The 24,070-nt window shown below is 65.2% G+C and carries 22 protein-coding genes and 5 tRNA genes; 16 read left to right on the forward strand and 11 right to left on the reverse strand.

Annotated elements, in window-relative coordinates; translation table 11 throughout:
- Positions 1-58: 58 nt before the first annotated feature.
- Both B0920_RS08470 and B0920_RS08475 read left to right on the forward strand, forming a co-directional pair.
- Positions 59-1,375 (forward strand): MFS transporter, encoded by a 1,317-nt coding sequence (locus B0920_RS08470; RefSeq protein ID WP_078032085.1) that lies wholly within the window; start codon positions 59-61, stop codon positions 1,373-1,375.
- A gap of 138 nt (positions 1,376-1,513) precedes the next feature.
- Positions 1,514-2,596 carry a porin gene (locus B0920_RS08475; protein WP_078032086.1) on the forward strand — a complete coding sequence of 361 codons (1,083 nt, stop codon included), beginning with the start codon at positions 1,514-1,516 and terminating at the stop codon, positions 2,594-2,596.
- Positions 2,597-3,071: 475 nt separating this feature from the next.
- Here the strand turns inward: B0920_RS08475 and B0920_RS08480 are convergent.
- From B0920_RS08480 to cysS, 6 genes are all read right to left on the reverse strand, one after another.
- Positions 3,072-3,165: transfer RNA gene (locus B0920_RS08480), tRNA-Ser, on the reverse strand.
- A 96-nt stretch (positions 3,166-3,261) separates the two neighbouring features.
- Positions 3,262-4,509 (reverse strand): aspartate kinase, encoded by a 1,248-nt coding sequence (locus tag B0920_RS08485; protein WP_078032087.1) that lies wholly within the window; start codon positions 4,507-4,509, stop codon positions 3,262-3,264.
- A 135-nt stretch (positions 4,510-4,644) separates the two neighbouring features.
- Positions 4,645-6,054: a tRNA lysidine(34) synthetase TilS gene (tilS, locus tag B0920_RS08490; protein ID WP_373887876.1), complete on the reverse strand. Its 1,410-nt coding sequence runs from the start codon at positions 6,052-6,054 to the stop codon at positions 4,645-4,647.
- Positions 6,051-7,028: an acetyl-CoA carboxylase carboxyltransferase subunit alpha gene (locus B0920_RS08495; RefSeq protein WP_078032088.1), complete on the reverse strand. Its 978-nt coding sequence runs from the start codon at positions 7,026-7,028 to the stop codon at positions 6,051-6,053. The genes tilS and B0920_RS08495 overlap by 4 nt, the downstream gene beginning before the upstream one ends.
- Positions 7,029-7,117: 89 nt before the next feature.
- Positions 7,118-7,834, reverse strand: coding sequence for a DNA-3-methyladenine glycosylase (locus B0920_RS08500; RefSeq protein ID WP_078032089.1), 717 nt, complete (start codon positions 7,832-7,834; stop codon positions 7,118-7,120).
- Positions 7,834-9,228, reverse strand: a complete 1,395-nt coding sequence (cysS, locus tag B0920_RS08505) for a cysteine--tRNA ligase (RefSeq protein WP_078032090.1) — start codon at positions 9,226-9,228, stop codon at positions 7,834-7,836. The genes B0920_RS08500 and cysS overlap by 1 nt, the downstream gene beginning before the upstream one ends.
- 252 nt (positions 9,229-9,480) lie before the next feature.
- Here cysS and B0920_RS08510 point away from each other — a divergent pair, with 252 nt between their 5' ends.
- The 9 genes from B0920_RS08510 to B0920_RS08550 all read left to right on the forward strand — a co-directional run bounded on the left by B0920_RS08510 (position 9,481) and on the right by B0920_RS08550 (position 16,671).
- Positions 9,481-10,119, forward strand: a complete 639-nt coding sequence (locus B0920_RS08510) for a peptidylprolyl isomerase (protein WP_078032091.1) — start codon at positions 9,481-9,483, stop codon at positions 10,117-10,119.
- Between the two features lie 20 nt (positions 10,120-10,139).
- The gene (locus tag B0920_RS08515; protein ID WP_078032092.1) at positions 10,140-10,631 is read left to right on the forward strand and encodes a peptidylprolyl isomerase; all 492 of its coding nucleotides are present in this window, start codon (positions 10,140-10,142) and stop codon (positions 10,629-10,631) included.
- 49 nt (positions 10,632-10,680) lie between these two features.
- Positions 10,681-11,424 carry a UDP-2,3-diacylglucosamine diphosphatase gene (locus B0920_RS08520; RefSeq protein ID WP_078032093.1) on the forward strand — a complete coding sequence of 248 codons (744 nt, stop codon included), beginning with the start codon at positions 10,681-10,683 and terminating at the stop codon, positions 11,422-11,424.
- A gap of 4 nt (positions 11,425-11,428) precedes the next feature.
- Complete coding sequence (locus B0920_RS08525; RefSeq protein WP_078032094.1) at positions 11,429-11,758, forward strand: hypothetical protein; 330 nt, start codon at positions 11,429-11,431, stop codon at positions 11,756-11,758.
- 116 nt (positions 11,759-11,874) lie between these two features.
- On the forward strand, positions 11,875-13,443 hold the full coding sequence (locus B0920_RS08530) for a TerC family protein (protein WP_078032095.1): 1,569 nt from the start codon (positions 11,875-11,877) through the stop codon (positions 13,441-13,443).
- Between the two features lie 223 nt (positions 13,444-13,666).
- Positions 13,667-14,047, forward strand: a complete 381-nt coding sequence (locus B0920_RS08535) for a GntR family transcriptional regulator (protein WP_078032096.1) — start codon at positions 13,667-13,669, stop codon at positions 14,045-14,047.
- A complete protein-coding gene (locus B0920_RS08540) occupies positions 14,044-14,913 on the forward strand; it encodes an ABC transporter ATP-binding protein (protein ID WP_078032097.1) in 870 nt (289 codons plus the stop codon). The genes B0920_RS08535 and B0920_RS08540 overlap by 4 nt, the downstream gene beginning before the upstream one ends.
- Positions 14,910-15,890: a hypothetical protein gene (locus B0920_RS08545; RefSeq protein WP_179119120.1), complete on the forward strand. Its 981-nt coding sequence runs from the start codon at positions 14,910-14,912 to the stop codon at positions 15,888-15,890. Before B0920_RS08540 ends, B0920_RS08545 begins: the two co-directional genes overlap by 4 nt.
- 4 nt (positions 15,891-15,894) lie before the next feature.
- Positions 15,895-16,671 carry a hypothetical protein gene (locus B0920_RS08550; RefSeq protein ID WP_078032098.1) on the forward strand — a complete coding sequence of 259 codons (777 nt, stop codon included), beginning with the start codon at positions 15,895-15,897 and terminating at the stop codon, positions 16,669-16,671.
- On the opposite strand, the gene B0920_RS08555 is transcribed toward B0920_RS08550, so the two are convergent.
- From B0920_RS08555 to rnr, 4 genes are all read right to left on the reverse strand, one after another.
- Complete coding sequence (locus tag B0920_RS08555; protein WP_078032099.1) at positions 16,631-17,314, reverse strand: YceH family protein; 684 nt, start codon at positions 17,312-17,314, stop codon at positions 16,631-16,633. The genes B0920_RS08550 and B0920_RS08555 overlap by 41 nt on opposite strands.
- 20 nt (positions 17,315-17,334) lie before the next feature.
- Complete coding sequence (cysE, locus tag B0920_RS08560; protein WP_078033347.1) at positions 17,335-18,072, reverse strand: serine O-acetyltransferase; 738 nt, start codon at positions 18,070-18,072, stop codon at positions 17,335-17,337.
- Positions 18,073-18,355: 283 nt separating this feature from the next.
- Positions 18,356-19,099 (reverse strand): 23S rRNA (guanosine(2251)-2'-O)-methyltransferase RlmB, encoded by a 744-nt coding sequence (gene rlmB / locus B0920_RS08565; protein ID WP_078032100.1) that lies wholly within the window; start codon positions 19,097-19,099, stop codon positions 18,356-18,358.
- Positions 19,099-21,813: a ribonuclease R gene (gene rnr, locus B0920_RS08570; protein ID WP_179119121.1), complete on the reverse strand. Its 2,715-nt coding sequence runs from the start codon at positions 21,811-21,813 to the stop codon at positions 19,099-19,101. The genes rlmB and rnr overlap by 1 nt, the downstream gene beginning before the upstream one ends.
- A 332-nt stretch (positions 21,814-22,145) precedes the next feature.
- Between rnr and B0920_RS08575 the strand changes: the two genes are divergently transcribed.
- From B0920_RS08575 to B0920_RS08590, 4 genes are all read left to right on the forward strand, one after another.
- Positions 22,146-22,230, forward strand: a tRNA-Leu gene (locus tag B0920_RS08575).
- A gap of 57 nt (positions 22,231-22,287) precedes the next feature.
- Positions 22,288-22,372 (forward strand) — tRNA-Leu (locus tag B0920_RS08580).
- A 39-nt stretch (positions 22,373-22,411) separates the two neighbouring features.
- Positions 22,412-22,496 (forward strand) — tRNA-Leu (locus tag B0920_RS08585).
- A gap of 40 nt (positions 22,497-22,536) precedes the next feature.
- Positions 22,537-22,621 (forward strand) — tRNA-Leu (locus B0920_RS08590).
- Between the two features lie 93 nt (positions 22,622-22,714).
- On the opposite strand, the gene cueR is transcribed toward B0920_RS08590, so the two are convergent.
- Positions 22,715-23,137: a Cu(I)-responsive transcriptional regulator gene (gene cueR, locus B0920_RS08595; protein ID WP_078032101.1), complete on the reverse strand. Its 423-nt coding sequence runs from the start codon at positions 23,135-23,137 to the stop codon at positions 22,715-22,717.
- Between the two features lie 355 nt (positions 23,138-23,492).
- Here cueR and B0920_RS08605 point away from each other — a divergent pair, with 355 nt between their 5' ends.
- Positions 23,493-24,059, forward strand: a complete 567-nt coding sequence (locus B0920_RS08605; protein ID WP_078032103.1) for a phasin family protein — start codon at positions 23,493-23,495, stop codon at positions 24,057-24,059.
- The last annotated feature ends 11 nt before the right edge of the window (positions 24,060-24,070 follow it).

The following is a 24,070-nucleotide window of genomic DNA, read 5'->3' on the forward strand; positions in this document are numbered from 1 at the left end:
GCTTCGCGACACGCCGCGTGTTCGACGGCGGCGCCTACAATACATTATGGAGACACCCATGGAATCGCAAACCGTCACATCCGGGGCAGGCGCATTCGCGCCGGCTGCCGACCTGGAATCGCGCGCCTACGCCAAAGTGGTGCGCCGCCTCGTTCCCTTCCTGATGCTATGCTATCTTGGCGCCTACCTTGACCGGGTCAACGTCGGCTTCGCCAAGCTCCAGATGATGAGCGACCTGCAGTGGAGCAACACCGTCTACGGACTCGGCGCCGGCGTCTTCTTCATCGGCTACTTCCTGTTCGAGGTTCCCAGCAACATGATCTTGCACCGCTTCGGCGCACGCCGCTGGCTGGCGCGGATCATGATCACCTGGGCCATGATTTCAGCCAGCTTCAGCGTCGTCGAATCGGCGACCGCCTTTTACGCGCTGCGCTTCCTGCTCGGCGTGGCCGAAGCCGGCTTCGCTCCCGGGGTCATCCTCTACATCACCTACTGGTTCCCGTCGGCGCGACGCGCCAAGGTGATGGCGATCTTCTTCATGGCGATCCCGCTGGCAAGCATCGTCGGCGCCCCGCTGTCTGGCTGGATCATGGATGCCTTCGCCGGCGTGCAGGGGCTGCGCGGCTGGCAGTGGCTGTTCGTCCTCGAAGCCCTGCCCTCGCTACTGCTGGGGATCGCGATCCTGTTCTACCTCGACGACGGAATTTCGTCGGCAAAATGGCTCACGCCTGAAGAAAAAGCCATCCTGCAGCGAAACATCGCCGACGAGGAAGGCGGCAAGGTAGCGCACCATTCCGCAAAGGACTTCCTGGCGGACCGCCGTCTATGGCTGCTGACCGGCATCTACTTCTTCATCGTAATGGGACAGTATGGCATCACCTTCTGGCTACCAACCATCGTCAAGAATGCCGGCGTATACGACTTGACCAAGGTGGGCCTGCTGGCCGGCATCCCCTATGCCGTGGCCCTCATCACGCTACCGTTCGTCGGCCGCAGTTCGGATCGCACGCTGGCGCGCCGTCTGCATTGCGGGGGGCCGATGCTGGTAGCGGCGGCCGCATTGTTCGCCTTGCCTTTCACGGATGGCATCGGCATGGCGCTTGCCCTGCTGAGTGTGGCGGCGGCAGGCGCCATCTGTGCCACCGCGCAGTTCTGGGCACTGCCGACCGCCCTCCTGGGAGGCATGACTGCGGCGGCGGGTATCGCCACCATCAATTGCATCGCCAACCTCGCAGGTTTCTTCTCTCCTTCCCTGGTGGGCTGGCTCAACGACGTCACAGGCCAGCAAGGCGCGGGGCTGTGGCTGACCTCGGGCGCTCTTCTGCTTGGCACCCTGTTACTGACCCTGGTGCCAAAGCAGATGGTCGACCGCTGAGCGGTTTCTCCTCTCGATACACCAATGCCCGACTGACACTCCGCGTCCGCAACGCGGAGAAAGGGCTCGCTTTGCCACACCAGGTGGCATCGCCTGGCTTTGTCGCACTGCCCGGCCCTGTCAATGTGGAGATGAGAGATGAAGCATAGTAATCTGATAATTGGGCTGATCGGCGCAACGTGCACCGTGAGTGCCGCTACGGTCAGCGCTCAAAGCGCGGTCACACCCTACGGATTGATCGACATGGCCATCGTCCGCGAAAGTGGCGGCAGCGCCGGTTCGGTAACCAAGCTTACCAGCGGTGTCAGCGTAGGATCGCGCCTCGGCTTCAGGGGAACGGAAGACCTCGGGAATGGATTGTCCGCAGTATTTGTCCTGGAAAACGGCTTCCACGGCGACACTGGTACGATTGGCCAAGGCGGCGTACTGTTCGGCCGGCTGGCCTATGTCGGCCTGCGTGGCAGATTCGGCTCAGTACTGGTAGGTCGTCAGTACACGCCAGAATATGTTGTCGTCGCCTTCGCGGATCCATTTGGATCCGGCTATGTAGCAGACAGCAAGAACATTGTCGCTACCAGTGGCAATGCGTTCAGCCGAATGGACAACACGATCAAATATCTGTCGCCGACGGTCGCCGGGCTAACCGTAGAACTTGCTGCCGCGCCCGGGGAAATTTCGGGTGACAACAGTGCAGGTCGACAAATTGGCGGGTCGATTGCTTACGCGCTGGGGCCGTTGCAAGTACGAATCGGGTATCACAACCGTCACAACGATACCGCTACGCTGAAGAATGAGGGAAGCGCCCGCAACGCGGTCGTGGCTGCCGTCTATGAATTTAGCGTGATCAAGGCGCATGTGCTGTACGGCGTCAACCGTGGGTTGAACAGTTCAGTGCTGCGGAATACCGCCAATCCATTCGGTCAGGCTACCGCCCCAGTGGCGTCGACCGACAGCCGTGACATGCTCGTAGGCTTGACCGTGCCCTTAGGACCGCACACACTGCTTGCCTCGTACATCCAGAAGGATGATCGGACAAGGCACAACCAGGATGCGAATCAGCTAGCGATCGGCTACCGCTATACCGTGTCGAAGCGCACCAGCGTCTATGCAGTCCATGCCCGCATCGAGAACAAGAACGGTGCTGGCTACACATCCGGTAACGCCAGCGAATCCGGCACCGGTAACCGCGGCACGACCATTGGCATAAGTCACACATTCTAAGTGCAGCATCTACTGGCACGATCGCAGCGGTCGATAGACGCCTCACGGTGAGCCTGAATTCCGCATGACGAAAGCCGGTGGACTTGGCTGGACAATGGGCGGGCGATGGTCATACAGCGGAAAAGAAAAAAGCCACCTTGCGGTGGCTTTTTTCATCAAACTTGGCGCAGGCGCAGGGATTCGCCTACATCCCGCAGGCCGCGGCATCGCGAGTACGCGATGCCCTTCGGATCCCACCCGCAGGGCGCGCAGGGCCCTGCTCGCCTGTCGGGCCAACAAAGAAAAAAGCCACCTTGCGGTGGCTTTTTTCATCAAACTTGGCGGAGGCGAAGGGATTCGCCTACATCCTGCAGGCCGCGGCATCGCGAGTACGCGATGCCCTTCGAATCCCACCCGCAGGGCGCGCAGGCGCCCTGCTCGCCTGTCGGGCCAACAAAGAAAAAAGCCACCTTGCGGTGGCTTTTTTCATCTAACTTGGCGGAGGCGGTGGGATTCGAACCCACGATACAGGTTTAAGCCCGTATGCTTCCTTAGCAGGGAAGTGCCTTCGGCCACTCGGCCACGCCTCCTTTCAGTACCAGCAAGCATCGCTAGCACTGAGAGCACGCATATTAATGGTCGGTGCTCGTTTGGTCAAGAAAACACGACCAAAATTTTGAAAAAAGTTAAGCTTGCTCGAGGTTAAATGCCTTGTGGAGCGCGCGCACGGCCAGCTCCATGTATTTCTCGTCGATCAGCACCGAAATCTTGATCTCCGAAGTCGAGATCATCAGGATGTTGATGCCCTCTTCCGACAGGGTGCGGAACATCTGCGAGGCCACACCGACGTGGCTGCGCATGCCCACGCCCACGGCCGAGACTTTCGAGACCTTGGCGTCGCCGATGACCTTGGTCGCGCCCAGGGCTTCCTTCTGGCCCTCGAGCACGTTCATCGCCTTGACGTAGTCGTTGCGCGAGACCGTGAAGGTGAAATCGGTCTTGCCGTCCACCGACTGGTTCTGGATGATCATGTCGACTTCGATGTTGGCGTCGGCGATCGGGCCCAGGATGTGGAAGGCGACGCCCGGCTTGTCCGGCACGCCCAGGATGGTGATCTTTGCTTCGTCGCGATTGAACGCGATGCCGGAGATGACGGCTTGTTCCATGTTGCTCTCTTCCTCAAACGAAATCAGGGTACCGGAGTTGGCTTCTTCTTCCAGCGACATCAGGGGATCGGTCAGCGACGACAGCACGCGCGTCGGCACCTGGTAATTACCCGCGAATTCGACCGAACGGGTCTGCAGAACCTTCGAGCCCAGCGAGGCCAGTTCGAGCATCTCCTCGAAGGTGATCTTCGAGAGACGGCGCGCCTCGTGCACCACGCGCGGGTCGGTGGTGTAGACGCCGTCGACGTCGGTGTAGATCAGGCACTCGTCCGCCTTCAGCGCGGCCGCGATCGCCACCGCCGAGGTGTCCGAGCCGCCCCGGCCAAGAGTCGAGATATTGCCATCTTCGTCCATGCCCTGGAAGCCCGTGATGATCACGATCTTGCCGGCATCCAGGTCGCCGCGCACGCGGGTGTCGTCGATCGACTGGATGCGCGCCTTGGTGAAGGAGGAATCGGTGCGGATACCCGCCTGCCAGCCGGTGTAGGACACCGCATCCTTGCCGATCGCCAGCAGGGCCATGGCCAGCAGGCCCACCGACACCTGCTCGCCGGTCGAGGCGATCATGTCCAGTTCGCGCGGGTCCGGCTGCGGCATGATTTCCTTGGCCAGGCCAATCAGGCGGTTGGTCTCGCCAGCCATTGCGGAGGGCACGACCACGATCTGGTGACCCGCGTCATGCCACTTGGCCACCCGGGCCGCGACATTCTTGATGCGTTCCGTCGAGCCCATCGACGTCCCGCCGTATTTGTGGACAATTAAAGCCATATCAGGAAGAGTTCCAGCTTGTAGAAAGATCAAAGGGGACTCTTACTCTAGCATGCTGCAGCGCGCCATCACAAGGCTCGGAAGCTAAAAAGCTATACGAAAAGAAAATAAAGTAATACCTTTATCGCATAGAAACTATGCGGGATTCGCTTCCCAGCGCAGGGCCACCAGCCCTTCCCCGCCTCTAGCCTGAAGATGGCAATCCATGCCGATGCCCGCCGCGAACAGGAGGTCCAGGCCGCGCTTGACCACCGGCAGGCGCTCGCGCTCCCAGGCTGGCACGCCCAGGGCCTGGAAATGGGCCTTGAGGCTGCGGGTGGGCCGGTTGGGCGCCGGCTTGAGGCGCTCGCCGCCGCTGCGAAAATCGATCGTCAAGTCCTGCGCCTTCAGCCAGGCCGGGTCGAAACCGGTTTCCCCGATATCGAAATGCAGCACGCCGCCATAGGCGGGAAAGGCGATCGCCGCCTGTCCGGTCCAGCGGAAGTGCTCGCCATCGCGCTGCAGCACGCCGATGTCGTCCGGGTCGCGCATGCCGGCCAGGTCGGGCAGGCGCGGGGTGAGGTGGAGCTTGCCGCGATGACGGCGGATGTGGCAGCCCGGATGGGTCACCTTGAGTTGGGCGTCCTCGCGCGCCGAGAACAGCTGGGCCACCATCTCTTCCAGCCAGGCGGTCGAGGGCATGGCCAGGCCGCGCACGGCGAACAGGTGGCGCAGCAGGTTGTGGATGCGGTCCGGGCTGAAGTGGGCGATGCGCCCCAGGTCGAGGGCTTCGCCGTCGAGGCTGGCCGCCAGGTCCTGGGCCGCCAGCTCGTCCAGCAGGCGCTGGCTGGACGCCGCGTGCGCCGCGCTGCGCGCGATCCGCTCCTGGAAGCCCGGGAAGGCCGACGCCAGGGCCGGCATCACCTGATGGCGTAATGCGTTGCGCGCATAACGCGGATCGAGATTCGATTCATCCTCGACCCAGGCCAGGGCCGAGGCGGCGGCATAGGCTTCGAGCGCGGCCCGGCTCTGCGTCAGCAGCGGGCGCGCCATCACGAGTTCCTCGCTTCCCAGGAGGCCGGGCGCGCGATTGGCGGCGTCCATGCCGGATAGTCCGGCGGGGCCCGAGCCGCGCAGCAGTTGCAGCAACACGGTCTCGGCCTGGTCGTCGAGGTGGTGGGCCGTCAGCAGCAGGCCGGCGCCATGCAGGCGGCACATCTCGCCCAGCGCCGCGTAGCGCAGGCGGCGGGCGGCGGCCTCGAGGCCGGACTTGTCCCTGGTGACGTTCACGCGGCGGTGATCGAAGGCGACCCCGAGCGCGGCGCAGGCGCGCTCGCAATGCGCCAGCCAGGCATCGGCATGCGGGCTGATCCCGTGGTGGACGTGGAAGGCGGACAGCGCGACGCCCTGCTCCGCCGCCCAGGCATGGGCGAGCCGCAGCAGGACCATGGAATCGAGTCCGCCGCTCAGGGCGATCGCAGGGGAAGCATCGGGATACTGCGCGCGCAGGCCGTGCATGGCCTGCGCGAAAGCGGCCGGCAGGGCGCCGGCGGTGGAACGGCTCACTCTTCGCGGGCCAGCGTTTCCTTGAACTTACCGTAGCTCATCAGCTTGGCGTGACGGGCGTCTAGCAGGTCCTTGGTCTTCATGCCCTGGAACTGGCGCAGGGTGTCGGCCAGGGCGCGCTTGAGCAGCTGGGCCATCTGGGCCGGGTCGCGGTGGGCGCCGCCCAGCGGTTCGTTGACGATCTTGTCGATCAGGCCCATGGCCTTGAGGCGGTGGGCGGTCAGGCCCAGGGCGTCGGCCGCATCGGCGGCGCGCTCCGAGGTCTTCCACAGGATCGAGGCGCAGCCTTCCGGCGAGATCACCGAATAGGTGGCGTATTGCAGCATCAGCACCGCGTCGCCGACGGCGATCGCCAGCGCGCCGCCCGAACCGCCTTCGCCGATGATGGTGGCGATCAGCGGCACCTTCAGCTCGGCCATGACGTAGAGGTTGTGGCCGATCGCTTCCGACTGGCCGCGCTCCTCGGCGTCGATGCCGGGGAATGCGCCCGGGGTGTCGACGAAGGTGAAGATCGGCAGGCCGAACTTCTCGGCCAGCTTCATCAGGCGCATGGCCTTGCGGTAGCCTTCCGGCTTGGGCATGCCGAAGTTGCGCATGGCGCGCTCTTTGGTGTCGCGGCCCTTCTGGTGACCGATGACCATGCAGGCCTGGCCGTTGAAGCGGGCCAGGCCGCCGATGATCGACTGGTCGTCCGCAAAGCTGCGGTCGCCGTGCAGTTCATGGAAATCGGTGAAGATCGCGTTCACGTAGTCCATGGTGTAGGGACGCTGCGGATGACGCGCGATCTGGGAAACCTGCCACGGAGTCAGTTTGGCGTAGATGTCCTTGGTCAGTTGTTGGCTCTTTTTGGCCAGGCGGTCGATCTCTTCGGAGATGTCGACGGCGGAGTCGTCCTGCACGAACCGCAGCTCTTCAATTTTGGAATCCAGCTCGGCGATCGGCTGCTCAAAACTGAGGAAAGTTGTTTTAGTCATTGTACCTCCGGGTTGTTTCGTGGCCGCAGCGTTTCCGTGCGCGCGGCGAATCGGGCGCTATTTTACCGTAACGGGCGCTGCGGCGACTATCAGTTGGCCGCCGAGGCCGGGTCGAGACTACGCCATAAGTACCAAGTGGCCACCGTACGCCAGGGTTCCCAGTTGGCCGCCACCTCGCGCGCATCGCTGCGCGAAACAGGTTCACCGGAGAAATAATTCTGGCTGATACCCTGGATCAGGCCGGGGTCGTCGAGGGGCAGGACGTTCGGCCGGAGCAGATTAAATATCAAAAACATCTCCGCTGTCCAGCGGGTAATGCCGCGAATCTGCACCAGCTCTGCGATGACGGCCTCGTCTTCCATCTGCGACCACAGGTCGGCGTGGACCCGTTTGGCCTTGAAATGGTCGGCCAGGTCGAGGATGTATTCAGTCTTGCGCTTGGACAGGCCGCAGCCGGCCAGCTGGACGGCGCCAACCTTGATCACCTGGCTGGGCGCGAGCTTGGGGCACAGGGCCAGCAGCTTGCCCCAGGCCAGGTCGGCCGCCTTCGGGCTCACCTGCTGGCCCACGATCGAGCGCGCCAGGGTGGTGAAGGGATCGGGATGGCCACGCAGGTGCAGGTCGCCGAACTGGGGGATGAGCTTGTTCATGATGCGGTCGCGCTGCATCAGTTCGAGCTTGGCCTCGGCCCAGTAGGCGGGCACGGACAACACGCCGGGCGCGGCCGCCTCGGCGCCGCCCGCGGGAGCCGCCGATGCCGGGGCGTCCGGCACGGCGCCGGCCGTCTTGTCCTTGTTCGCTGCCATTACGCGCGGCGCCAGCTCGTGCCGTCCGGCTTGTCTTCCAGGACGATCCCGGCAGCCGTCAGTTCGGCACGGATCTTGTCCGCTTCGGCGAAGTCGCGCGCCTTCTTGGCGGCGGCGCGGCGGGCGATGGCGTCCAGGATGGCCTCCTCCGACAGCCCGCCCTCCTGCTGGCCGCCCGACTGCAGGAACTGCTGGGGCGAACGCTCCAGCAGGCCCAGCACGCCGGCCAGGGCCTTGAGCTGGCGCGCAGCGGCCACCGATTTGGTGCGGTTGACTTCGCCCGCCAGGTCGAACAGCTCGGCCACGGCCAGCGGGGTATTGAAGTCGTCGTCCATGGCCTCGCGGAAGCGCCGGGCGCGGGTCTCGTCCCAGTCCACGGCCGGGGTGTCCGCGCCCAGCTCGACGTCGGCCAGGGCCGTGTACAGGCGGGTCAGCGCGCCCTTGGCGTCGTCGATGTGGACGTCGGAATAGTTGAGCGGGCTGCGGTAGTGGGCGCGCAGGATGAAGAAGCGCACCACTTCGGCGTCGTACTTCTTGAGCACGTCGCGGATGGTGAAGAAGTTGCCCAGGGACTTGGACATCTTTTCGTTATCCACGCGCACGAAGCCGTTATGGATCCAGTAGTTGACCATCGGGCCGCCGAAGGCGCCCTCGGATTGCGCGATCTCGTTCTCGTGGTGGGGGAACTGCAGGTCGGCGCCGCCGCCGTGGATGTCGAAATGTTCGCCCAGGGTGGCGCAGGACATGGCCGAGCACTCGATGTGCCAGCCCGGACGGCCCTGGCCCCACTTCGAGTCCCACTTGGCTTCCGCCGGTTCGCTGTCCTTGGCGGCCTTCCAGAGCACGAAGTCGAGCGGGTCGCGCTTGGTGCTGTTGACGTCGACGCGCTCGCCGGCGCGCAGGTCGTCGAGCGACTTGCCCGACAGCTTGCCATAGCCTTCGAAGCCGCGCACGGCGTAGTTGACGTCGCCGTCCTCGCTGCGGTAGGCCAGGCCCTTCTGTTCGAGCTTCTCGATGATGGACAGCATCTGCGGCACGTACTGGGTGGCGTGCGGCACCACGCTCGGGGGCAGGATGCCCAGGGCGGCGGTGTCCTCGTCCATGTATTTTTCGAAGCGCGACACCAGCGATCCGATGGTTTCGCCATTCTCGACGGCGCGCTTGATGATCTTGTCGTCGATGTCCGTCACGTTGCGGACATAGGTGACCTCGTAACCCGAGGCGCGCAGCCAGCGGTAAATGACGTCGAAGGCCATCATCATCCGCGCGTGCCCGACGTGGCAGTAATCGTAGACCGTCATCCCGCACACATACATGCCGACCTTGCCGGAGACCTTGGGTACGAACACCTGCTTGTCACGCGCGAGCGTGTTGTAAATCTTGAGTTGGCTCATCGAATATCGTTTCGGAGAGGAAGACGAGCCGGCAATGCCGGGGCCGGGCGTGGGCGCCATGAAAGGCGCACGCCGGGCGGGGCCTGCGTCGGGTTCGTCTTGATCCTCGGTGTTGTTCTTATTTGATAGAATGGGACGTTCTGCGCAAAGTATAGCATTGATAAAATCCTGTCTGGCCGCATATGGCCCAGCTTTTATTTTTCGGGAAAACCCTTGACAGTACCTTGCGCCATGTCCACCAGAGGAAGCCAGATGCCCATCACCGCACCGTCCCGCCGTTCCGTCCTCGTTCGCCTCGCCGCCGCCGCTTGCGGCCTGCTCCTGTCCGGGGCCGTGCTGGCCGCCGACAATCCCCAGGTCTCGATCAAGACCAGCATGGGCGAGATCGTGGTCGAACTGGACCAGGAAAAGGCGCCCAAGACGGTCGCGAATTTCATGGCTTACGTGAAATCGGGTTTTTACAAGGGCACTATCTTCCACCGCGTGATCGACGGCTTCATGATCCAGGCCGGCGGCATGAACGAGAAATTTGAAGGCCGCAAGACCCGCAAGCCGGTGCAGAACGAATCGAACAACGGGCTGTCGAACCAGCCGTACACCATCTCCATGGCGCGCGAAAACCATCCCGATACCGCCACCTCGCAATTCTTCATCAACGTCGCCGACAATTCGGGCATCGATTACCCCAACGTGAACGGCAGCGGCTATACGGTATTCGGCAAGGTCGTGAAGGGCCAGGAAGTGGTGGACAAGATCAAGGCCGTGGTCGTGGACGACGTGCGCGGCATGGAAAACGTGCCGGTCACGCCGATCTTCATTAAGTCCGCTACCCAACTAAAAGGCGACAAGCTTGTAAAATACGCGCCACAACCGGAAGCGTCTCAACAATAACCAACTGAACAGGACACACCATGACCACCGTACTCATGACCACCAACAAGGGCAACATCACCATCGAACTGGACGCCGAGAAAGCGCCCAAGACCGTTGCCAACTTCGTGGACTACATCAACAAGGGTCACTTCAGCAACACCATCTTCCACCGCGTCATCAAGGACTTCATGATCCAGGGCGGCGGTTTCGAGCCGGGCATGAAGCAGAAAGCCACCGACGCCACCGTCGAGAACGAAGCCAAGAACGGCCTGAAGAACGACAAGTACACGATCGCCATGGCCCGCACCTCGGCCCCGCACTCGGCCTCGGCCCAGTTCTTCATCAACACCAAGGACAACGCCTTCCTGAACTACCCGGGCCAGGACGGCTGGGGCTATGCCGTGTTCGGCAAGGTGACCTCGGGCCAGGAAGTCGTGGACGAGATCAACAACGTCAAGACCACCCGCAGCGGCATGCACTCGGACGTGCCGGTCGACCCGGTCGTCATCGAGAAAGTCGAGATCGTCTGATGACGCCAGCGTCGAGTCTGCGCTGGCACCAGCTGCACCTGTCGATCCGATGACGATGCCCGCGCCCTTGGCGCTCTTCATTTCCGATCTGCACCTGCAGGGATCGCACCCGCGCACGGCCGAAGCCTTCTTCCGCTTCCTGGCCGAGCGCGCCGTGCATGCCGAGCGGCTCTACCTGCTCGGCGACATCTTCGAATACTGGGCCGGCGACGACGACCTGGCCGAGCCCTTCCACCAGCGCGTGATCGCGGCCATCCGCGCCGTCGCCGATGCCGGCGTGGCCGTGTACTGGCTGGCGGGCAATCGCGACTTCCTGGTCGGGCCGGGCTTCGCCGAAGCCGCCGGCTTGCGCCTGCTGGAAGAACCCCACCTGATCGAGGCCGGCGGCCGCCGCTACGCCCTGGTGCATGGCGACGCCCAGTGCACCCGCGACACCAAGTACATGGCCTTCCGCACCCAGGTGCGCGATCCGGCCTGGCAGCGCCAGTTCCTGGCCATGCCGCTGGCCCAGCGCAAGGCCATCATCGCCGGCCTGCGCGAAGGCAGCCGCGAGGCCCAGGCCGGCAAGGCCTACGAGATCATGGACGTCTCGCCGGAGGCGGTGCAGGCCCTGTTCGACGTTACCGGTGCCGACGCCATCATCCACGGCCACACCCATCGGCCGGCGCTGCACGAGACCGGCGGCAAGCTGCGCTACGTGCTGCCGGACTGGGAGCTGGACGCCGAACCGCGGCGCGGCGGCTGGCTCGCGCTCGCCCACGACGGCACGATCACCCGCCACGAGGCCCTCTAGCCTCATGCGGCGCCTCTTCCTCGTCTTCCTGATCCTGCTCTTCCCCCTGAACCTGGTGGCGCTCGCGAGCTCCGCCAGCGCGGCGCACGGCGTCGCCCTGGAGGCGGCCGGGCAACCGGCGCTCGCGGACCTCGGCGCGGCCGACTTCGACTGCGACCAGCGCTGCGAGCTCGATCCCGACGAGCCGCCTTCCACGGGCGACCTCTACGATTCCGCGCACGAGCCGCGCCAGTCCGGCGTCCGTTTCCAGCCGACCTGGGCCGCGCCCTCCTACCTGCGCCCGCTGCGGGCCAATCCCGCCTTCCCGCCCATCAAGCCCCCGCCCGCCCGCTAGGACGCCGCGCCCTTCCGGTCCCGCCCTGCCCGTCCCATGCGGACGCGCCGCGCCGGTCCTGGAGGCATCCGCCCGCATCGCCGGGCTCCCTGTTCTTACACGTACGAGGTTTTACAATGGAATGGCTGTTCGACCCCACCATCTGGGTGGGTCTGTTTACATTGGTGCTGCTGGAAATCGTCCTCGGCATCGACAATCTGATTTTCATCGCCATCCTGGCCGACAAGCTGCCGCCGCACCAGCGCGACAAGGCGCGCCTGATCGGCCTGTCGCTGGCGATGGGGATGCGCCTGGGCCTCCTGACCATCGTGTCCTGGCTGGTGACCCTGACCACGCCGCTGTTCACGCTCGGCTCACTGAGTTTCTCCGGACGCGACCTGATCTTGCTGGTCGGCGGCCTGTTCCTGCTGTTCAAGGCCACGATGGAATTGCACGAGCGCCTGGAAGGCGTGGTGCACGCTCCCAGCAATTCGCGGGCCTACGCCGGCTTCGGCGCCGTGGTGGCCCAGATCGTGGTGCTGGACGCCGTGTTCTCGCTCGACGCGGTGATCACGGCGGTCGGCATGGTGGACGAACTGGGCGTCATGATGGCGGCCGTCGTCATCTCGATCGGCGTCATGATCCTGGCGTCCAAGCCGCTGACCCGCTTCGTCAACGCCCACCCGACCGTGGTGGTCCTGTGCCTGAGCTTCCTGCTCATGATCGGCCTGAGCCTGGTCGCCGAAGGCCTGGGCTTCCACATCCCCAAGGGCTACCTGTACGCGGCGATCGGCTTCTCGATCATGATCGAAACCCTGAACCAGTTCGCGCGCCGTAATTTCCTGAAGAACCAGGCGCGCACACCCCTGCGCGAGCGCACGGCCGACGCCGTGCTGCGCCTGCTGGGCAGGGAGGGCCGCAGCGCCGCCGCACCCGAGGGCGAGGATGCGCCCTCGCCACAGCGCGAGGCCTTCGCCGCCGAGGAGCGCAACATGGTCAGCGGCGTGCTGACCCTGGCGGACCGCTCGATCCGCTCGATCATGACCCCGCGCGCCGACATGTCCTGGGTGAACCTGAACGACGCGCCCGACGCCATCCTGCGCCAGTTGCAGGAGTCGCCCCATGGCCAGATGCCGGTCTGCCGCGGGCAGGTCGACGAGCTGCTCGGCGTGGCGCGCACCAAGGACCTGATCGCCGGCCTGATGCTGCACGGCCGGATCGACGACCAGGGCCGCGACGGCCCCCTGCGCCAGCCCATCGTGCTGCCCGAGGCGGCCGGGGTGCTGAAGGCCATCGAGACCCTCAAGCGCGCCCGCGGCCAGCTGGTGCTGGTCACCGACGAATACGGCGGCGTCCAAGGCCTGCTGACGCCGATCGACGTACTGGAAGCGATCGCCGGCGAATTCCCGGACGAGGACGAGCAGCCGGCCGTGCAGCGCCTCGCGCCCGGATTGTGGGAAGCCGACGGCGCGGCGGACCTGCACCAGCTCGAGCAGTTGCTGGAAACCGACAGCCTGGTCGGCGAGGACGACGAGTACAGCTCGCTGGCCGGCTTCCTGCTGGCCCAGTTCGAGAGCATGCCCGCGCGCGGCCAGGCGCTGGAGCGTGACGGCTGGCGCTTCGAGATCGCCGCCGCCGACGACCGGCGCATCGCGCGCGTGCTGATCCGACGCATCGACGCTGAAAAGGCCGAGACGGGCGCCTGAAGCCGGAGTCCGCCCGTGGCCCTGGCTTGGCCGTGAGCACGGCTGAGCATTCGACCCTGCCGGGGCATCCGCCCCGGCCTTCCCTCCCCCTAAAGAGTTGACGTATGCATGTTGACAATGACAAGACCACTGTTATACTTCACTACAACACCACTTCATCACATCACCAACATGGAGGCAGGGATGGAAACCACGCTGCGCCGCAAGACCAGGGAGGCCCGCGATGTCAGTCGGCTGGAACGATAACACCCCCATTTACCGCCAGCTCAAGGAGCGGGTGGTCGGCATGATGCTCGACGGCGTACTCAAGGCCGGCGACGCCCTGCCCTCGGTGCGCCAGATCGCGGCCGAGTACCAACTCAATCCGATCACCGTATCGAAGGCTTACCAGGAACTGGTCGACGAGAACTTAGTGGAAAAGCGAAGGGGAATAGGCATGTACGTCACCGAAGGAGCAAGCGAGAAACTGCTGGCCAGCGAGCGCGAACGGTTCATCCGCGAGGACTGGCCGGCCATGGTCGAACGCATCCGCCGCCTGGGCCTGAGCGTCGAGCAGCTGCTGCGCGCCGCCGAGCAGGCGCCGGGAACCGGAGGTGCCGCATGAGCAGCATCATTTCCGCACGGGGTCTCACCAAGCGCTACGGCAAGCGGGTCGCGGTCGACGGCATCGACTTCGACATCCCCGCCGGGCGCATCGTCGGCCTGATCGGCCCCAACGGTTCCGGCAAGACCACCACCCTCAAGGCGGCCCTGGGCCTGGTGCCCTTCGAAGGCCAACTCTCGGTGCTGGGCTACGACCCGCGCACCCAGCGCGACGAGCTGATGCGCGAGGTCTGCTTCATCGCCGACGTCGCCATCCTGCCGCGCTGGCTGCGCGTGCAGGACGCGGTCGACTTCGTGGCCGGCGTGCATCCGCGCTTCGACCGCAGCAAGGCCGAGCGCTACATCGCCAGCACCAAGCTGAAACCGAGCATGAAGGTCAAGGAGATGAGCAAGGGCATGATCGTCCAGCTCCACCTGGCCCTGGTGATGGCCATCGACGCCCGCCTGCTGGTGCTGGACGAGCCGACCCTGGGCCTGGACATCATGTACCGCAAGCAGTTCTATCAGAACCTGCTGGAAGACTACTTCGACGAGCAGAAGACCATCGTCATCACCACCCACCAGGTGGAGGAAGTGGAGCACATCCTGACCGACCTGCTGTTCATCCGCGAAGGCAAGATCGTGCTCTCGGCCTCGATGGAGGAAATCGGCGAGCGCTACATGGAAGTGATGGTCCAGCCCGAGAAAGTCAGCGCCGCCAACGCCCTGCAGCCGCTCGACCAGCGCACCGTGTTCGGCAAATCGGTCATGCTGTTCGACGCCAACCGCACCGGCGTCTCGCGCGAGCAACTGGCCGCCCTCGGTGAAACCCGCAACCCCAGCGTGGCCGACCTGTTCGTCGCCACCATGAAAGGAACCTACGCATGAACACCCGCGTGAACACGATGAAATGGCTGCTCCGGCGCGAGTTCTGGGAGCACAAGGGCGCCTTCTTCTGGGCGCCGGTGGTGATCGGCGCGGCCCTGGTGGCGATGCTGGGCGGCGGCTTCCTGTACAGCATGGCCGTCACTTCCGGCCTGGACATGCAGGTCGACGGCCACCACGTGGTCGCCGTCAACGGCATCCCGCACACCCTGCGCCACAAGCTGGCCGACATCGTGGCTTCGAGCTACATGGCGGTCTCGGCGCCGCTGTTCCTGGTGCTGCCGGTGGTGGTCTTCTTCTACTGCCTGGCCGCGCTCTACGACGACCGTCGCGACCGCAGCATCCTGTTCTGGAAGTCGCTGCCCCTGTCGGACCAGGAGACCGTGCTGTCCAAGGCCGCCATGGCCCTGCTGGTGGCGCCACTGATCACCTTCGCGGTCGGCTGCGCGGCGTCGCTCGCCCTGCTCGCGATCGGCCTGGCCGGCTCCGCGCTTAAGGGCCTGAACCTGGTCGCGCCGGTGCTGGCGGACGGCAACCTCTACCTGTCGCCGCTTTACCTGCTGGGCTTCCTGCCGCTCTACATCCTGTTCGCCCTGCCGACCGTCGGCTGGCTGATGCTGGTGTCGAGCTGGGCGCGCTCGAAACCCTTCCTGTGGGCGGTGGGCACGCCGCTGGCCGCGATCGCGGTGCTCAAGTGGGTCGACTTCCTGCTCAGCCGCTTCGGCGGACTGCGCCTGCCGGCCGACTGGTTCATCGACGAAGTGGTGGCGCGCGGCCTGGGCGGCCTGGTGCCGGCGATCTGGCTGGCCGACATGGACAACAGCGTGCTGAGCCAGATGGACCGCGGCCTGGACGGCACCCTGCTGCTGGCGCATTCGTACAGTGCGCTGGCCAGCCCCGGGGTGTGGCTGGGCGCGATCGCCGGCGTCGCCATGCTGTTCGCCGCCTCCCGCCTGCGCCGCTGGCGCGACGAAGGTTGATGCGATGCGCGCCGTTTCCAGCTTCCTGATCGGCGCGACACTCTGCTGCGGCATGGCCGCCGCGGCAGAGCCCTCCCCACCCAGCAGTCCCGACACCATTCACGTCAGCGCCATGCGCGACCCCGAGGTGCGCAAGTACCAGGCGATCCTGGCCGGACTGGACGCCTTCGACCGGCATCACGCCCTTGCGCCCCAGGTCGACGCCCTGCGCTTCCGGGTCGAGCGCACGGCGCGCGCCACCGGCGACGGGCCGCTCGCCGCCCGGCTCGAAGGCGAGGATGGCTTCCTGCTGCCGCTCGCCATCGACGCGGCCGGGCTGCTGGAGGTGCCGCGCAGCGAAGCGGCCCTGGCGGCCGACAGCGAGCTGCTGCTGAACCAGAAGCGGCGTCATTACCGGATCGAGCCCCATGTGCGCACGCCGGGGCTGCCCGCCCATGTGCGGCGCCTGGGCGACCTGCGGCTCGAATGCAAGGTGAAGGTGGCGATCGCCAAGGAAGAGATCGGGCTGCTCAAGACCCTGACCGTGAACGCCCTGCTGCGCACCACCGACTGGTGCGGCTTCTTCAACGACAGGCAGCGCGGGTTCTGGTTCAGCACCCAGTTGCCGGCCAGCGCCGCCGTGCTGAAGGAAGGTGAACGCAGCGAGCCGCTCCAGAGCAGTGCACGGGGTTTCCGCATCCCGTTGCACGAGGGTGACTGGAGCGACGAGGCCCTGGTGGAGCTGACCCCGGCCGAGACGCCTACTGGAACTGCTGGCGAAACGCCTCGAACTGCGCCTTGAGCTCCTCGAGCTCGCCGCGCAGGGCCGCGACTTCCTGCTCCAGCTGGCCGATGCGGCCGCCCTGGGTCAGGCCGGCGGCGGCGCTGCTCACCTGCTCGGCGCCGCCGACCACGGTGATTTCGCCGCCCAGCAGCTGGCCGTAGCGCGGCTCCTTGGTGCCCGGGGCGCGCTCCAGGCGCGCCACCAGCGGCGGGTATTTATCGATCAGGAACTGGAGCGCGGATTCGACCTCGGCCACGCTCTTGAATTCGTGCAGGCGACCGGTGCGGGTGCGGATCTCGCCGGCGGTCTGCAGCCCGCGCAGCATCAGGACCGCGAGGACGGCGACCTTGTCCTGCTCCAGGGTCCACTTGATGCGCATGCGGTGCTCGTACTTGATGACGCGCGCGCCGGCCTGCGAGATGCCGTTGACCAGCTTGCGCTCGATGAGGCGCTGCAGGGTGTCCTGCACCACCTCGTCGGTGAGCTGCATCACCGGGTCGCGGCTGGACAGCTGGTTGCAGCCGTTGACGATGGCGTTGAGCGACATCGGGTAATTGTCGGGTGTGAGCGCCTCTTTTTCGGCGAGCACCGCGAGCACGCGGATCTCGATCGGGTCCAATACGGCTGCGGCGTCCATGCCGCCAGTCGTTTCATTCGTCATGCGCGTTCCTGGAAAAGTGCTTAGTCGACCAGCCGGTTGAGCTGTTCCGAATCGAGTTTATCACCCTCGGCGATGTTATTGCAGCACAGGCCGGCCGCCTTCATGGTGGCCTTCATGCCTTCGATCTGCTCGTCCTGGTTGGCGACGTGGTCGATCAGGTGGCGCAGGGCTTTCGAGAGCGGGTCGTCGCCGTTGGGCGTGATGCCGTAGGCCGCGAACACACGCGCGCTGCGCGACTGGTCTTCCTTGCGGATGATGTGGGCCGGGTTGCCGACCGCGGTGGCGCCGGCCGGCACCGGCTTGATGACCACAGCGTTGGAGCCGATCTTGGCGTATTCGCCCACGGTGAAGGCGCCCAGGACCTGGGCGCCGGCGCCGACGATGACGCCGCGCTCGAGGGTGGGATGGCGCTTGGCGCCGGCCACCAGGGTGGTGCCGCCCAGGGTGACGCCCTGGTAGATGGTGCAGTCGTCGCCGACCACGGCGGTTTCGCCGATGACCACGCCGAAGCCGTGGTCGATGAATACCCGGCGGCCGATCACGGCTCCCGGGTGGATCTCGATGCCGGTGATGATGCGGGCGATGTAGGAAATGAAGCGGCCGAGCCACTTCAGGTTCAGCGTCCAGCAGGCGTGCGCCCAGCGGTGCAGGATGACGGCGTGCAGGCCGGGATAACAGGTGAGCACCTCCCAGCCGTTGCGGGCGGCGGGGTCACGTTCGATGATGCTCCTGATATCGTCGCGAAGAGAGGAAAACATGGTGGTCACCAATGCAAGTCAACGCCCATGGTAGCGTATGTGGGGGCGGATTGCTGAATGTGAAGTCAAAGCGGGGGGAAGGATGGGGAGGTGGCTGCGGAGCGAACTTGGGTCACGGCGGGGCCGCCTAGGCCTTCGCCGGGACGACGTGCTGTCGCAGCAGCATAGAGCCGACCGTATCAGTCTTCTTAGTGACCGTACCGTCTTCTTGGTTAGCTTGTAAACGTCGTCCCGGCGAAGGCCGGGACCCAAGTTTGCCAGCAGCCCAGCTGCTCAGAACGAATCAGCCCTCCCGCCCCATCCTCTGCCGCCGCGCCTCATACAGGCACACGCCCGAGGCCACCGACACGTTCAGGCTCTCCACCGAGCCCATCATGGGAATGCTCACCAGCACGTCGCAGGTCTCGCGGGTCAGGCGGCGCATGCCCTCGCCTTCCGAACCCATCACCAGCGCCGCCGGCCCGGTGAAGTCGGCTTCGTACAAGCCCTTGTCCGCGTCGTCCGAGGTGCCGATCAGGAGGATGTCGCGCTCCTTCAGCTCGCGCATGGTGCGCGCCAGGTTGGTCACGGTGATGTAAGGCACGGTCTCGGCCGCGCCGCTGGCCACCTTGGCGGCGGTGGCGTTCAGCCCCACCGCGCGGTCCTTGGGCACGATCACCGCATGCGCGCCGACGCCGTCGGCCACGCGCAGGCAGGCGCCGAGGTTGTGCGGGTCGGTGATGCCGTCCAGGATCAGCAGCAGCGGCGGACCCTCGATCGCATCCAGCAGCTCGTCCAGGTTGCGCGCCAGCGCCAGCTGGGCCGCGAAGGCGATCACGCCCTGGTGGCGGCGGGTGCCGACGATCTTGTCCAGGCGCGAAGCCTCCACCGGCATGACCCGCACGCCGGCCGCTTTCGCGTTGGCGATCAGGTCCTGCATGCGGCGGTCATGGCGCTCGGCGTCGACGAAGATCTCTTCCACCGACGAGGCTTCGTGACGCAGGCGCGAAGTCACCGCGTGGAAGCCGAAAATCATTTTGTTTTTCATTACTTACTTCTTTTACTAGTTTTGGATGCGGTCTTGGCCGCCTTGGGTGCGCCTTGGGTTTTCCCCTGGTTTTTCCCTTGGGTTTTCCCTTGGGTTGCGTCTTGGGTTCCCCCTTGGGCTCCCCCTTGAGTTCCCCCTTGGGCTCCCCCTTGGGGTGCGCTATTGGAGGCAGCTTTCGCGGCGCTCTTGCTTGCCGCCGACTTCCTGGCGGCGGACTTGCCTGCCGACCCGCCCCGCGACCCGCGCGAAGTGCGTGGCGGCGGGACGAACACGACTTCTTCTTCGACCTCCTCGACCACCAGCTCGGCCTGGATGGGCGGGGCCAGCAGCTCGTCGGCCTGGGCCCGGGCGCGCGCCTTGCGCGACTTGGGCGGCTTCGGTTCCAGCGCCTCCTGCGCGGCCTGGCGCGCACGCTCGAGCGGGCTCGGCAGCGCGGCAGCTTCACCGCTGGCGCCGAGCGCCGTGCCCGGTGCGCCCAGCGCCTGCTGGTCGCCCAGCACCAGGTCGATCTTGCGCGACTCCAGGTCCACGCGCGCCACCTTGACCACCACGCGGTCGGTCAGGCCGAAACGCTTGCCGGTGCGCTCGCCACGCAGCTCGTGGCGCGCCTCGTCGTACTGGAAGTAGTCGTTGCCGCCCAGCTCGGAGATGTGCACCAGGCCTTCGACATACAGGGTGTCGAGGGTGACGAAGATGCCGAAGGTGGTCACGCCGGAAATCGTGCCGGTGAATTCCTCGCCCAGCTTGTCCTGCATGAAGAAGCACTTCAGCCAGTTCTCGACGTCGCGCGAGGCTTCGTCGGCGCGGCGCTCGTTGGCCGAGCAGTGCACGCCGAGGGCGTCCCAGATGGTCAGGTCTTTTTCCTGCTTCTGCTTGCCTTCGGCGCGGTCCTTGGCGGCCTGCTTGCGGGCCGAGTTCGACAGGGTGGTGTTGAGCTTGCCCAGCTCGATGCCCTTGGGCTCGTACTTCTTGCCTTGCAGCAGGGCCTTGATGACGCGGTGGGTCAGCAGGTCCGGATAGCGGCGGATCGGGCTGGTGAAGTGGGCATAGGCCTCATAGGCCAGGCCAAAGTGGCCGACGTTGTCCGGGCTGTAGACCGCCTGCTGCATCGAGCGCAGCAGCATGGTCTGCAGCAGGGCTGCGTCCGGGCGCTCCTTGATCTGCTGCATCACCTCGGCGTAGTCACGCGCGCTCGGCTTGCTGCCACCGCCCAGGTTCAGGCCCACCTGCTTGAGGAAGGTGCGCAACTGGTTCAGCTTTTCTTCGGTCGGCACCGCGTGGATGCGGAAGGTGCCCGGGTGCTTGTGGCGGATCAGGAAGTCGGCGGCGCACACGTTGGCGGCCAGCATGCATTCCTCGATCAGGCGGTGCGCATCGTTGCGGGTGCGCGGGATGATCTTCTCGATCTTGCCCAGCGGGTTGCAGACGATATAGGTTTCGGTGGTCTCGAAGTCGATCGCGCCGCGCTCCTGGCGCGCCTTGAGCAGCGCACGGAACACCTCGTTGAGGTTGAGCAGGTGGGGCACGATGCCCGGACGGCGCTGGGCTTCCGGACCACTGGTGTTGCCGAGGATCTCGGCCACTTCGTTATAGGTCAGGCGCGCCGCCGAGTGCATCACGGCCGGATAGAACTGGTAGGCCTTGACCTCGCCCTCGGCGGACACGACCATGTCGCACACCAGGGTGCAGCGGTCCACCGCCGGGTTCAGCGAGCACAGGCCGTTGGACAGCTTCTCGGGCAGCATGGGGATCACGCGGCGCGGGAAGTAGACCGAGGTGCTGCGCTCGAGCGCGTCGGCGTCGAGGGCGTCGTTGGGACGCACATAATGACTGACGTCGGCGATCGCGACCAGCAGGCGGTAGCCCTTGCTGCGGCCGATCTTCACCGGTTCGCAGTACACGGCGTCGTCGAAGTCGCGCGCATCCTCGCCGTCGATGGTGACCAGGGGCACGTCGCGCAGGTCGACGCGGTCGGCCAGGTCGGCGGGCAGCACTTCGTTGGGCAGCTTGGCGGCCTGCTTGAGGGCGCCGGCGGAGAACACGTGGGGCACGCCGAACTTGCGCACCGCGATCTCGATCTCCATGCCGGGGTCGTCCAGCTCGCCGAGCACTTCGACGATGCGGCCGGTCGGCTGCTGGAAGCGGCCCGGCTGTTCGATCAGCTCGACGCTGACCACCTGCCCGGCCTTGGCCTTGCCGGGTGAGCCGGCCACCAGGATGTCCTGGCCGATGCGCTTGTCCTCGGGCGCGACGATCCACACGCCGCCCTCGTTGAGCAGGCGGCCGATCACGTGGGTGTTGGCGCGTTCGACGACTTCGACGATCGAGCCTTCCGGACGGCCGCGGCGGTCGGTGCCGGTGACGCGCGCGAGCACGCGGTCGCCATGCAGGACCTTTTGCATCTCACGGTCGGACAGGAACAGGTCGTCGCCGCCTTCCTCGGGAATCACAAAACCAAACCCGTCGCGGTGCGCACTGACACGGCCGGCGACGAAGCCGGTGTGGTCGGTCAGCATATAGGTGCCGGACTGGCGGTCCGCACGGATCTGGCCGTCGCGCTCCATGGCGTTCAGGCGGCGTCCGAGCACTTCCTGCGCGGCTGGCTTGACCTTCAGGACGCGCGCCAGCGCGACCGCGTCGAGCGGTTCAGCGGCGTCGCGAAAGACGGCGAGGATTTCCTCGCGGCTTGGAATGGTATGAGTAGGTTGCTTCAAATCGGTTTCTTTATTCTTGTTGCCGTTGATGTGAGAGATGTGGCGCCGCATCCGGCCCCAGGTTTCGTTGACAGCTTGACAGGCGTAGTGTAACGGAGGTCCACGCGATTCGCCTAACGCCATGCGCGAAGCGGACATGCTTTCGCCATGTCGGCTTGCTCTTTGACTTTTGTATTTCGTCCGCTATAATCTCGGTCCCTTCAGCAGTGAGCGCAAGCTGGTTGCGAGAGGGATGCAGCGGTAGCGGGACAGTGTTTGACGCGGCGATCGACGAAAGTTGATCTAGCGAAAAATGACAAAGTCTGCTATTGTAGCAGAGTTAGCAGTTCAGTGCCCACGTGGCGGAATTGGTAGACGCGCATGGTTCAGGTCCATGTGCCGCGAGGTGTGGGGGTTCGAGTCCCTCCGTGGGCACCACTCTACCGGAGTTGTTATCCGCAGCAGTAAGGTAGTAAAGTAGTCGAGTATTGATTGGCCCACGTGGCGGAATTGGTAGACGCGCATGGTTCAGGTCCATGTGCCGCGAGGTGTGGGGGTTCGAGTCCCTCCGTGGGCACCAATGAATACGAGACGATAAAGCAGTGCAGATTGATTCAGTGCCCACGTGGCGGAATTGGTAGACGCGCATGGTTCAGGTCCATGTGCCGCGAGGTGTGGGGGTTCGAGTCCCTCCGTGGGCACCAAAATCTACCTCAGCAGTACAGTAGTGTCAGCAGTATCAGTGCCCACGTGGCGGAATTGGTAGACGCGCATGGTTCAGGTCCATGTGCCGCGAGGTGTGGGGGTTCGAGTCCCTCCGTGGGCACCAAACTCTACCGGACATCGGACCTTGGTCCCGCAAAACGCCGTAGCCTTTGCAAGAGGGTTACGGCGTTTTGCGTTTCCGCCCTCCCTCTACTGCTCAGTGCGCCGCCAGGTCGTCCAGGATCGGGCAATCGGAACGCGCGTCGCCATGGCAGGAGGCTGCCAGCGCTTCCAGGGTGCGGCGCATCGCTTCCATCTCCGCGATCTTGCGGTTCAGCTCATCGATATGGGTGCGAGCCAGGGCGCGCACGTCGGCGCTGGCGCGCTCCTTGTCCTGCCACAGCGCCAGCAGGTCGCGGATCTGGTCCAGGGAAAAGCCGAGCGCCCGCCCGCGGTGGATGAACTGCAGCACGCGCACGTCCTGCTCGGCGTAAACGCGGTAGCCGGCCTCGGTGCGCCGCGCGGCGCCGATCAGGCCGATGGACTCGTAGTGGCGGATCATCTTGGCGGACACGCCGGACGCGGCGGCGGCGTCGCCGATGTTGAAGCTGCCGCCGGACGGCGGGCAATGCTGGGCCATGGTGTTCTCCTGTTGTTTCCCGGAGCAGCATACACCTTCCCACGATGGGAAGCTCAAGACCCCGCTTGACTTGGCGCCCAGTACGGTTAAGCTGGGGCCATGCACTTCCCTCGCTTCGCGGCCACCGCCGCCCTCCTGCTTGCCGCAACGTCCAGCTTCGCCGCACCGGCGCCCTACTTTCAATGGCGCAGCACGGTCGACGGCGCCCTCGCCTGTTCCCAGACTCCGCTGGGCGAAGGCTGGGTGAAATTCGCGGGTCCGTATCGTGACGCGCGTTGCGAAAAGCCACTTGTTGTTAAATAATACAAACGCAGGCGCAGCGCTCACTTCACAATCCCATCACTGAGGAGACAGCATGTTTACCAGCCCGGAGCAGTTTGCCAACGCCACCAAGACCTTGTTCGACCTGCAGGTGCAGACCTTCAACGCCCTGGCCAGCAAGACGGTCAAGGGGGTCGAGCAGGTTGTCGCCCTCAACATGAACACGGCGAAGAACTCCCTGGCCGGCGGCCTGGAGACAGGCAAGAGCATGGCCCAGGCCGGCGATCCGAAGTCGGCCTTCGAGACCCTGTCGGCGCGCATGCAGCCGGGCGCGACCAGCGCGGCCGAGTACCACAGCCAGCTCAAGGCCATCATCGACGAGATGCACGAGGAGTTCCGCCACGCCGCCGACGCTCACGTGGCCGAGGCCAAGAGCACGCTCTCGGCCCTGATCTACGACGTCACCCAGAACGTCAAGCCGGGCCAGGAGAACGCGGTCGAGATCATCAAGAAGGCGATCGACAATGCCTTCCAGGGCTATGAGCAGGTGACCCAGGCTACCCGCCAGGCGGTCCAGACCGTCGAAGCCCAGTTCGAGCGCGCCACATCGCTGGTGCAGCCGGGCGCCGCCAAGCCGGCCAAGGACGCCCAGGCCGGCTGATTTCCGCTCTT

This window comes from Massilia sp. KIM (assembly GCF_002007115.1).
Lineage (GTDB): Bacteria > Pseudomonadota > Gammaproteobacteria > Burkholderiales > Burkholderiaceae_D > Telluria.

Coding starts and splice junctions, on each gene's coding strand:
- B0920_RS08470 (WP_078032085.1), top strand. CDS start 59: ATGGAATCGCAAACCGTCACATCCGGGGCAGGCGCATTCGCGCCGGCT.
- B0920_RS08475 (WP_078032086.1), top strand. CDS start 1,514: ATGAAGCATAGTAATCTGATAATTGGGCTGATCGGCGCAACGTGCACC.
- B0920_RS08485 (WP_078032087.1), bottom strand. CDS start 4,509: ATGGCTTTAATTGTCCACAAATACGGCGGGACGTCGATGGGCTCGACG.
- B0920_RS08495 (WP_078032088.1), bottom strand. CDS start 7,028: ATGACTAAAACAACTTTCCTCAGTTTTGAGCAGCCGATCGCCGAGCTG.
- B0920_RS08500 (WP_078032089.1), bottom strand. CDS start 7,834: ATGGCAGCGAACAAGGACAAGACGGCCGGCGCCGTGCCGGACGCCCCG.
- cysS (WP_078032090.1), bottom strand. CDS start 9,228: ATGAGCCAACTCAAGATTTACAACACGCTCGCGCGTGACAAGCAGGTG.
- B0920_RS08510 (WP_078032091.1), top strand. CDS start 9,481: ATGCCCATCACCGCACCGTCCCGCCGTTCCGTCCTCGTTCGCCTCGCC.
- B0920_RS08515 (WP_078032092.1), top strand. CDS start 10,140: ATGACCACCGTACTCATGACCACCAACAAGGGCAACATCACCATCGAA.
- B0920_RS08520 (WP_078032093.1), top strand. CDS start 10,681: ATGACGATGCCCGCGCCCTTGGCGCTCTTCATTTCCGATCTGCACCTG.
- B0920_RS08525 (WP_078032094.1), top strand. CDS start 11,429: ATGCGGCGCCTCTTCCTCGTCTTCCTGATCCTGCTCTTCCCCCTGAAC.
- B0920_RS08530 (WP_078032095.1), top strand. CDS start 11,875: ATGGAATGGCTGTTCGACCCCACCATCTGGGTGGGTCTGTTTACATTG.
- B0920_RS08535 (WP_078032096.1), top strand. CDS start 13,667: ATGTCAGTCGGCTGGAACGATAACACCCCCATTTACCGCCAGCTCAAG.
- B0920_RS08540 (WP_078032097.1), top strand. CDS start 14,044: ATGAGCAGCATCATTTCCGCACGGGGTCTCACCAAGCGCTACGGCAAG.
- B0920_RS08545 (WP_179119120.1), top strand. CDS start 14,910: ATGAACACCCGCGTGAACACGATGAAATGGCTGCTCCGGCGCGAGTTC.
- B0920_RS08550 (WP_078032098.1), top strand. CDS start 15,895: ATGCGCGCCGTTTCCAGCTTCCTGATCGGCGCGACACTCTGCTGCGGC.
- B0920_RS08555 (WP_078032099.1), bottom strand. CDS start 17,314: ATGACGAATGAAACGACTGGCGGCATGGACGCCGCAGCCGTATTGGAC.
- cysE (WP_078033347.1), bottom strand. CDS start 18,072: ATGTTTTCCTCTCTTCGCGACGATATCAGGAGCATCATCGAACGTGAC.
- rlmB (WP_078032100.1), bottom strand. CDS start 19,099: ATGAAAAACAAAATGATTTTCGGCTTCCACGCGGTGACTTCGCGCCTG.
- cueR (WP_078032101.1), bottom strand. CDS start 23,137: ATGGCCCAGCATTGCCCGCCGTCCGGCGGCAGCTTCAACATCGGCGAC.
- B0920_RS08605 (WP_078032103.1), top strand. CDS start 23,493: ATGTTTACCAGCCCGGAGCAGTTTGCCAACGCCACCAAGACCTTGTTC.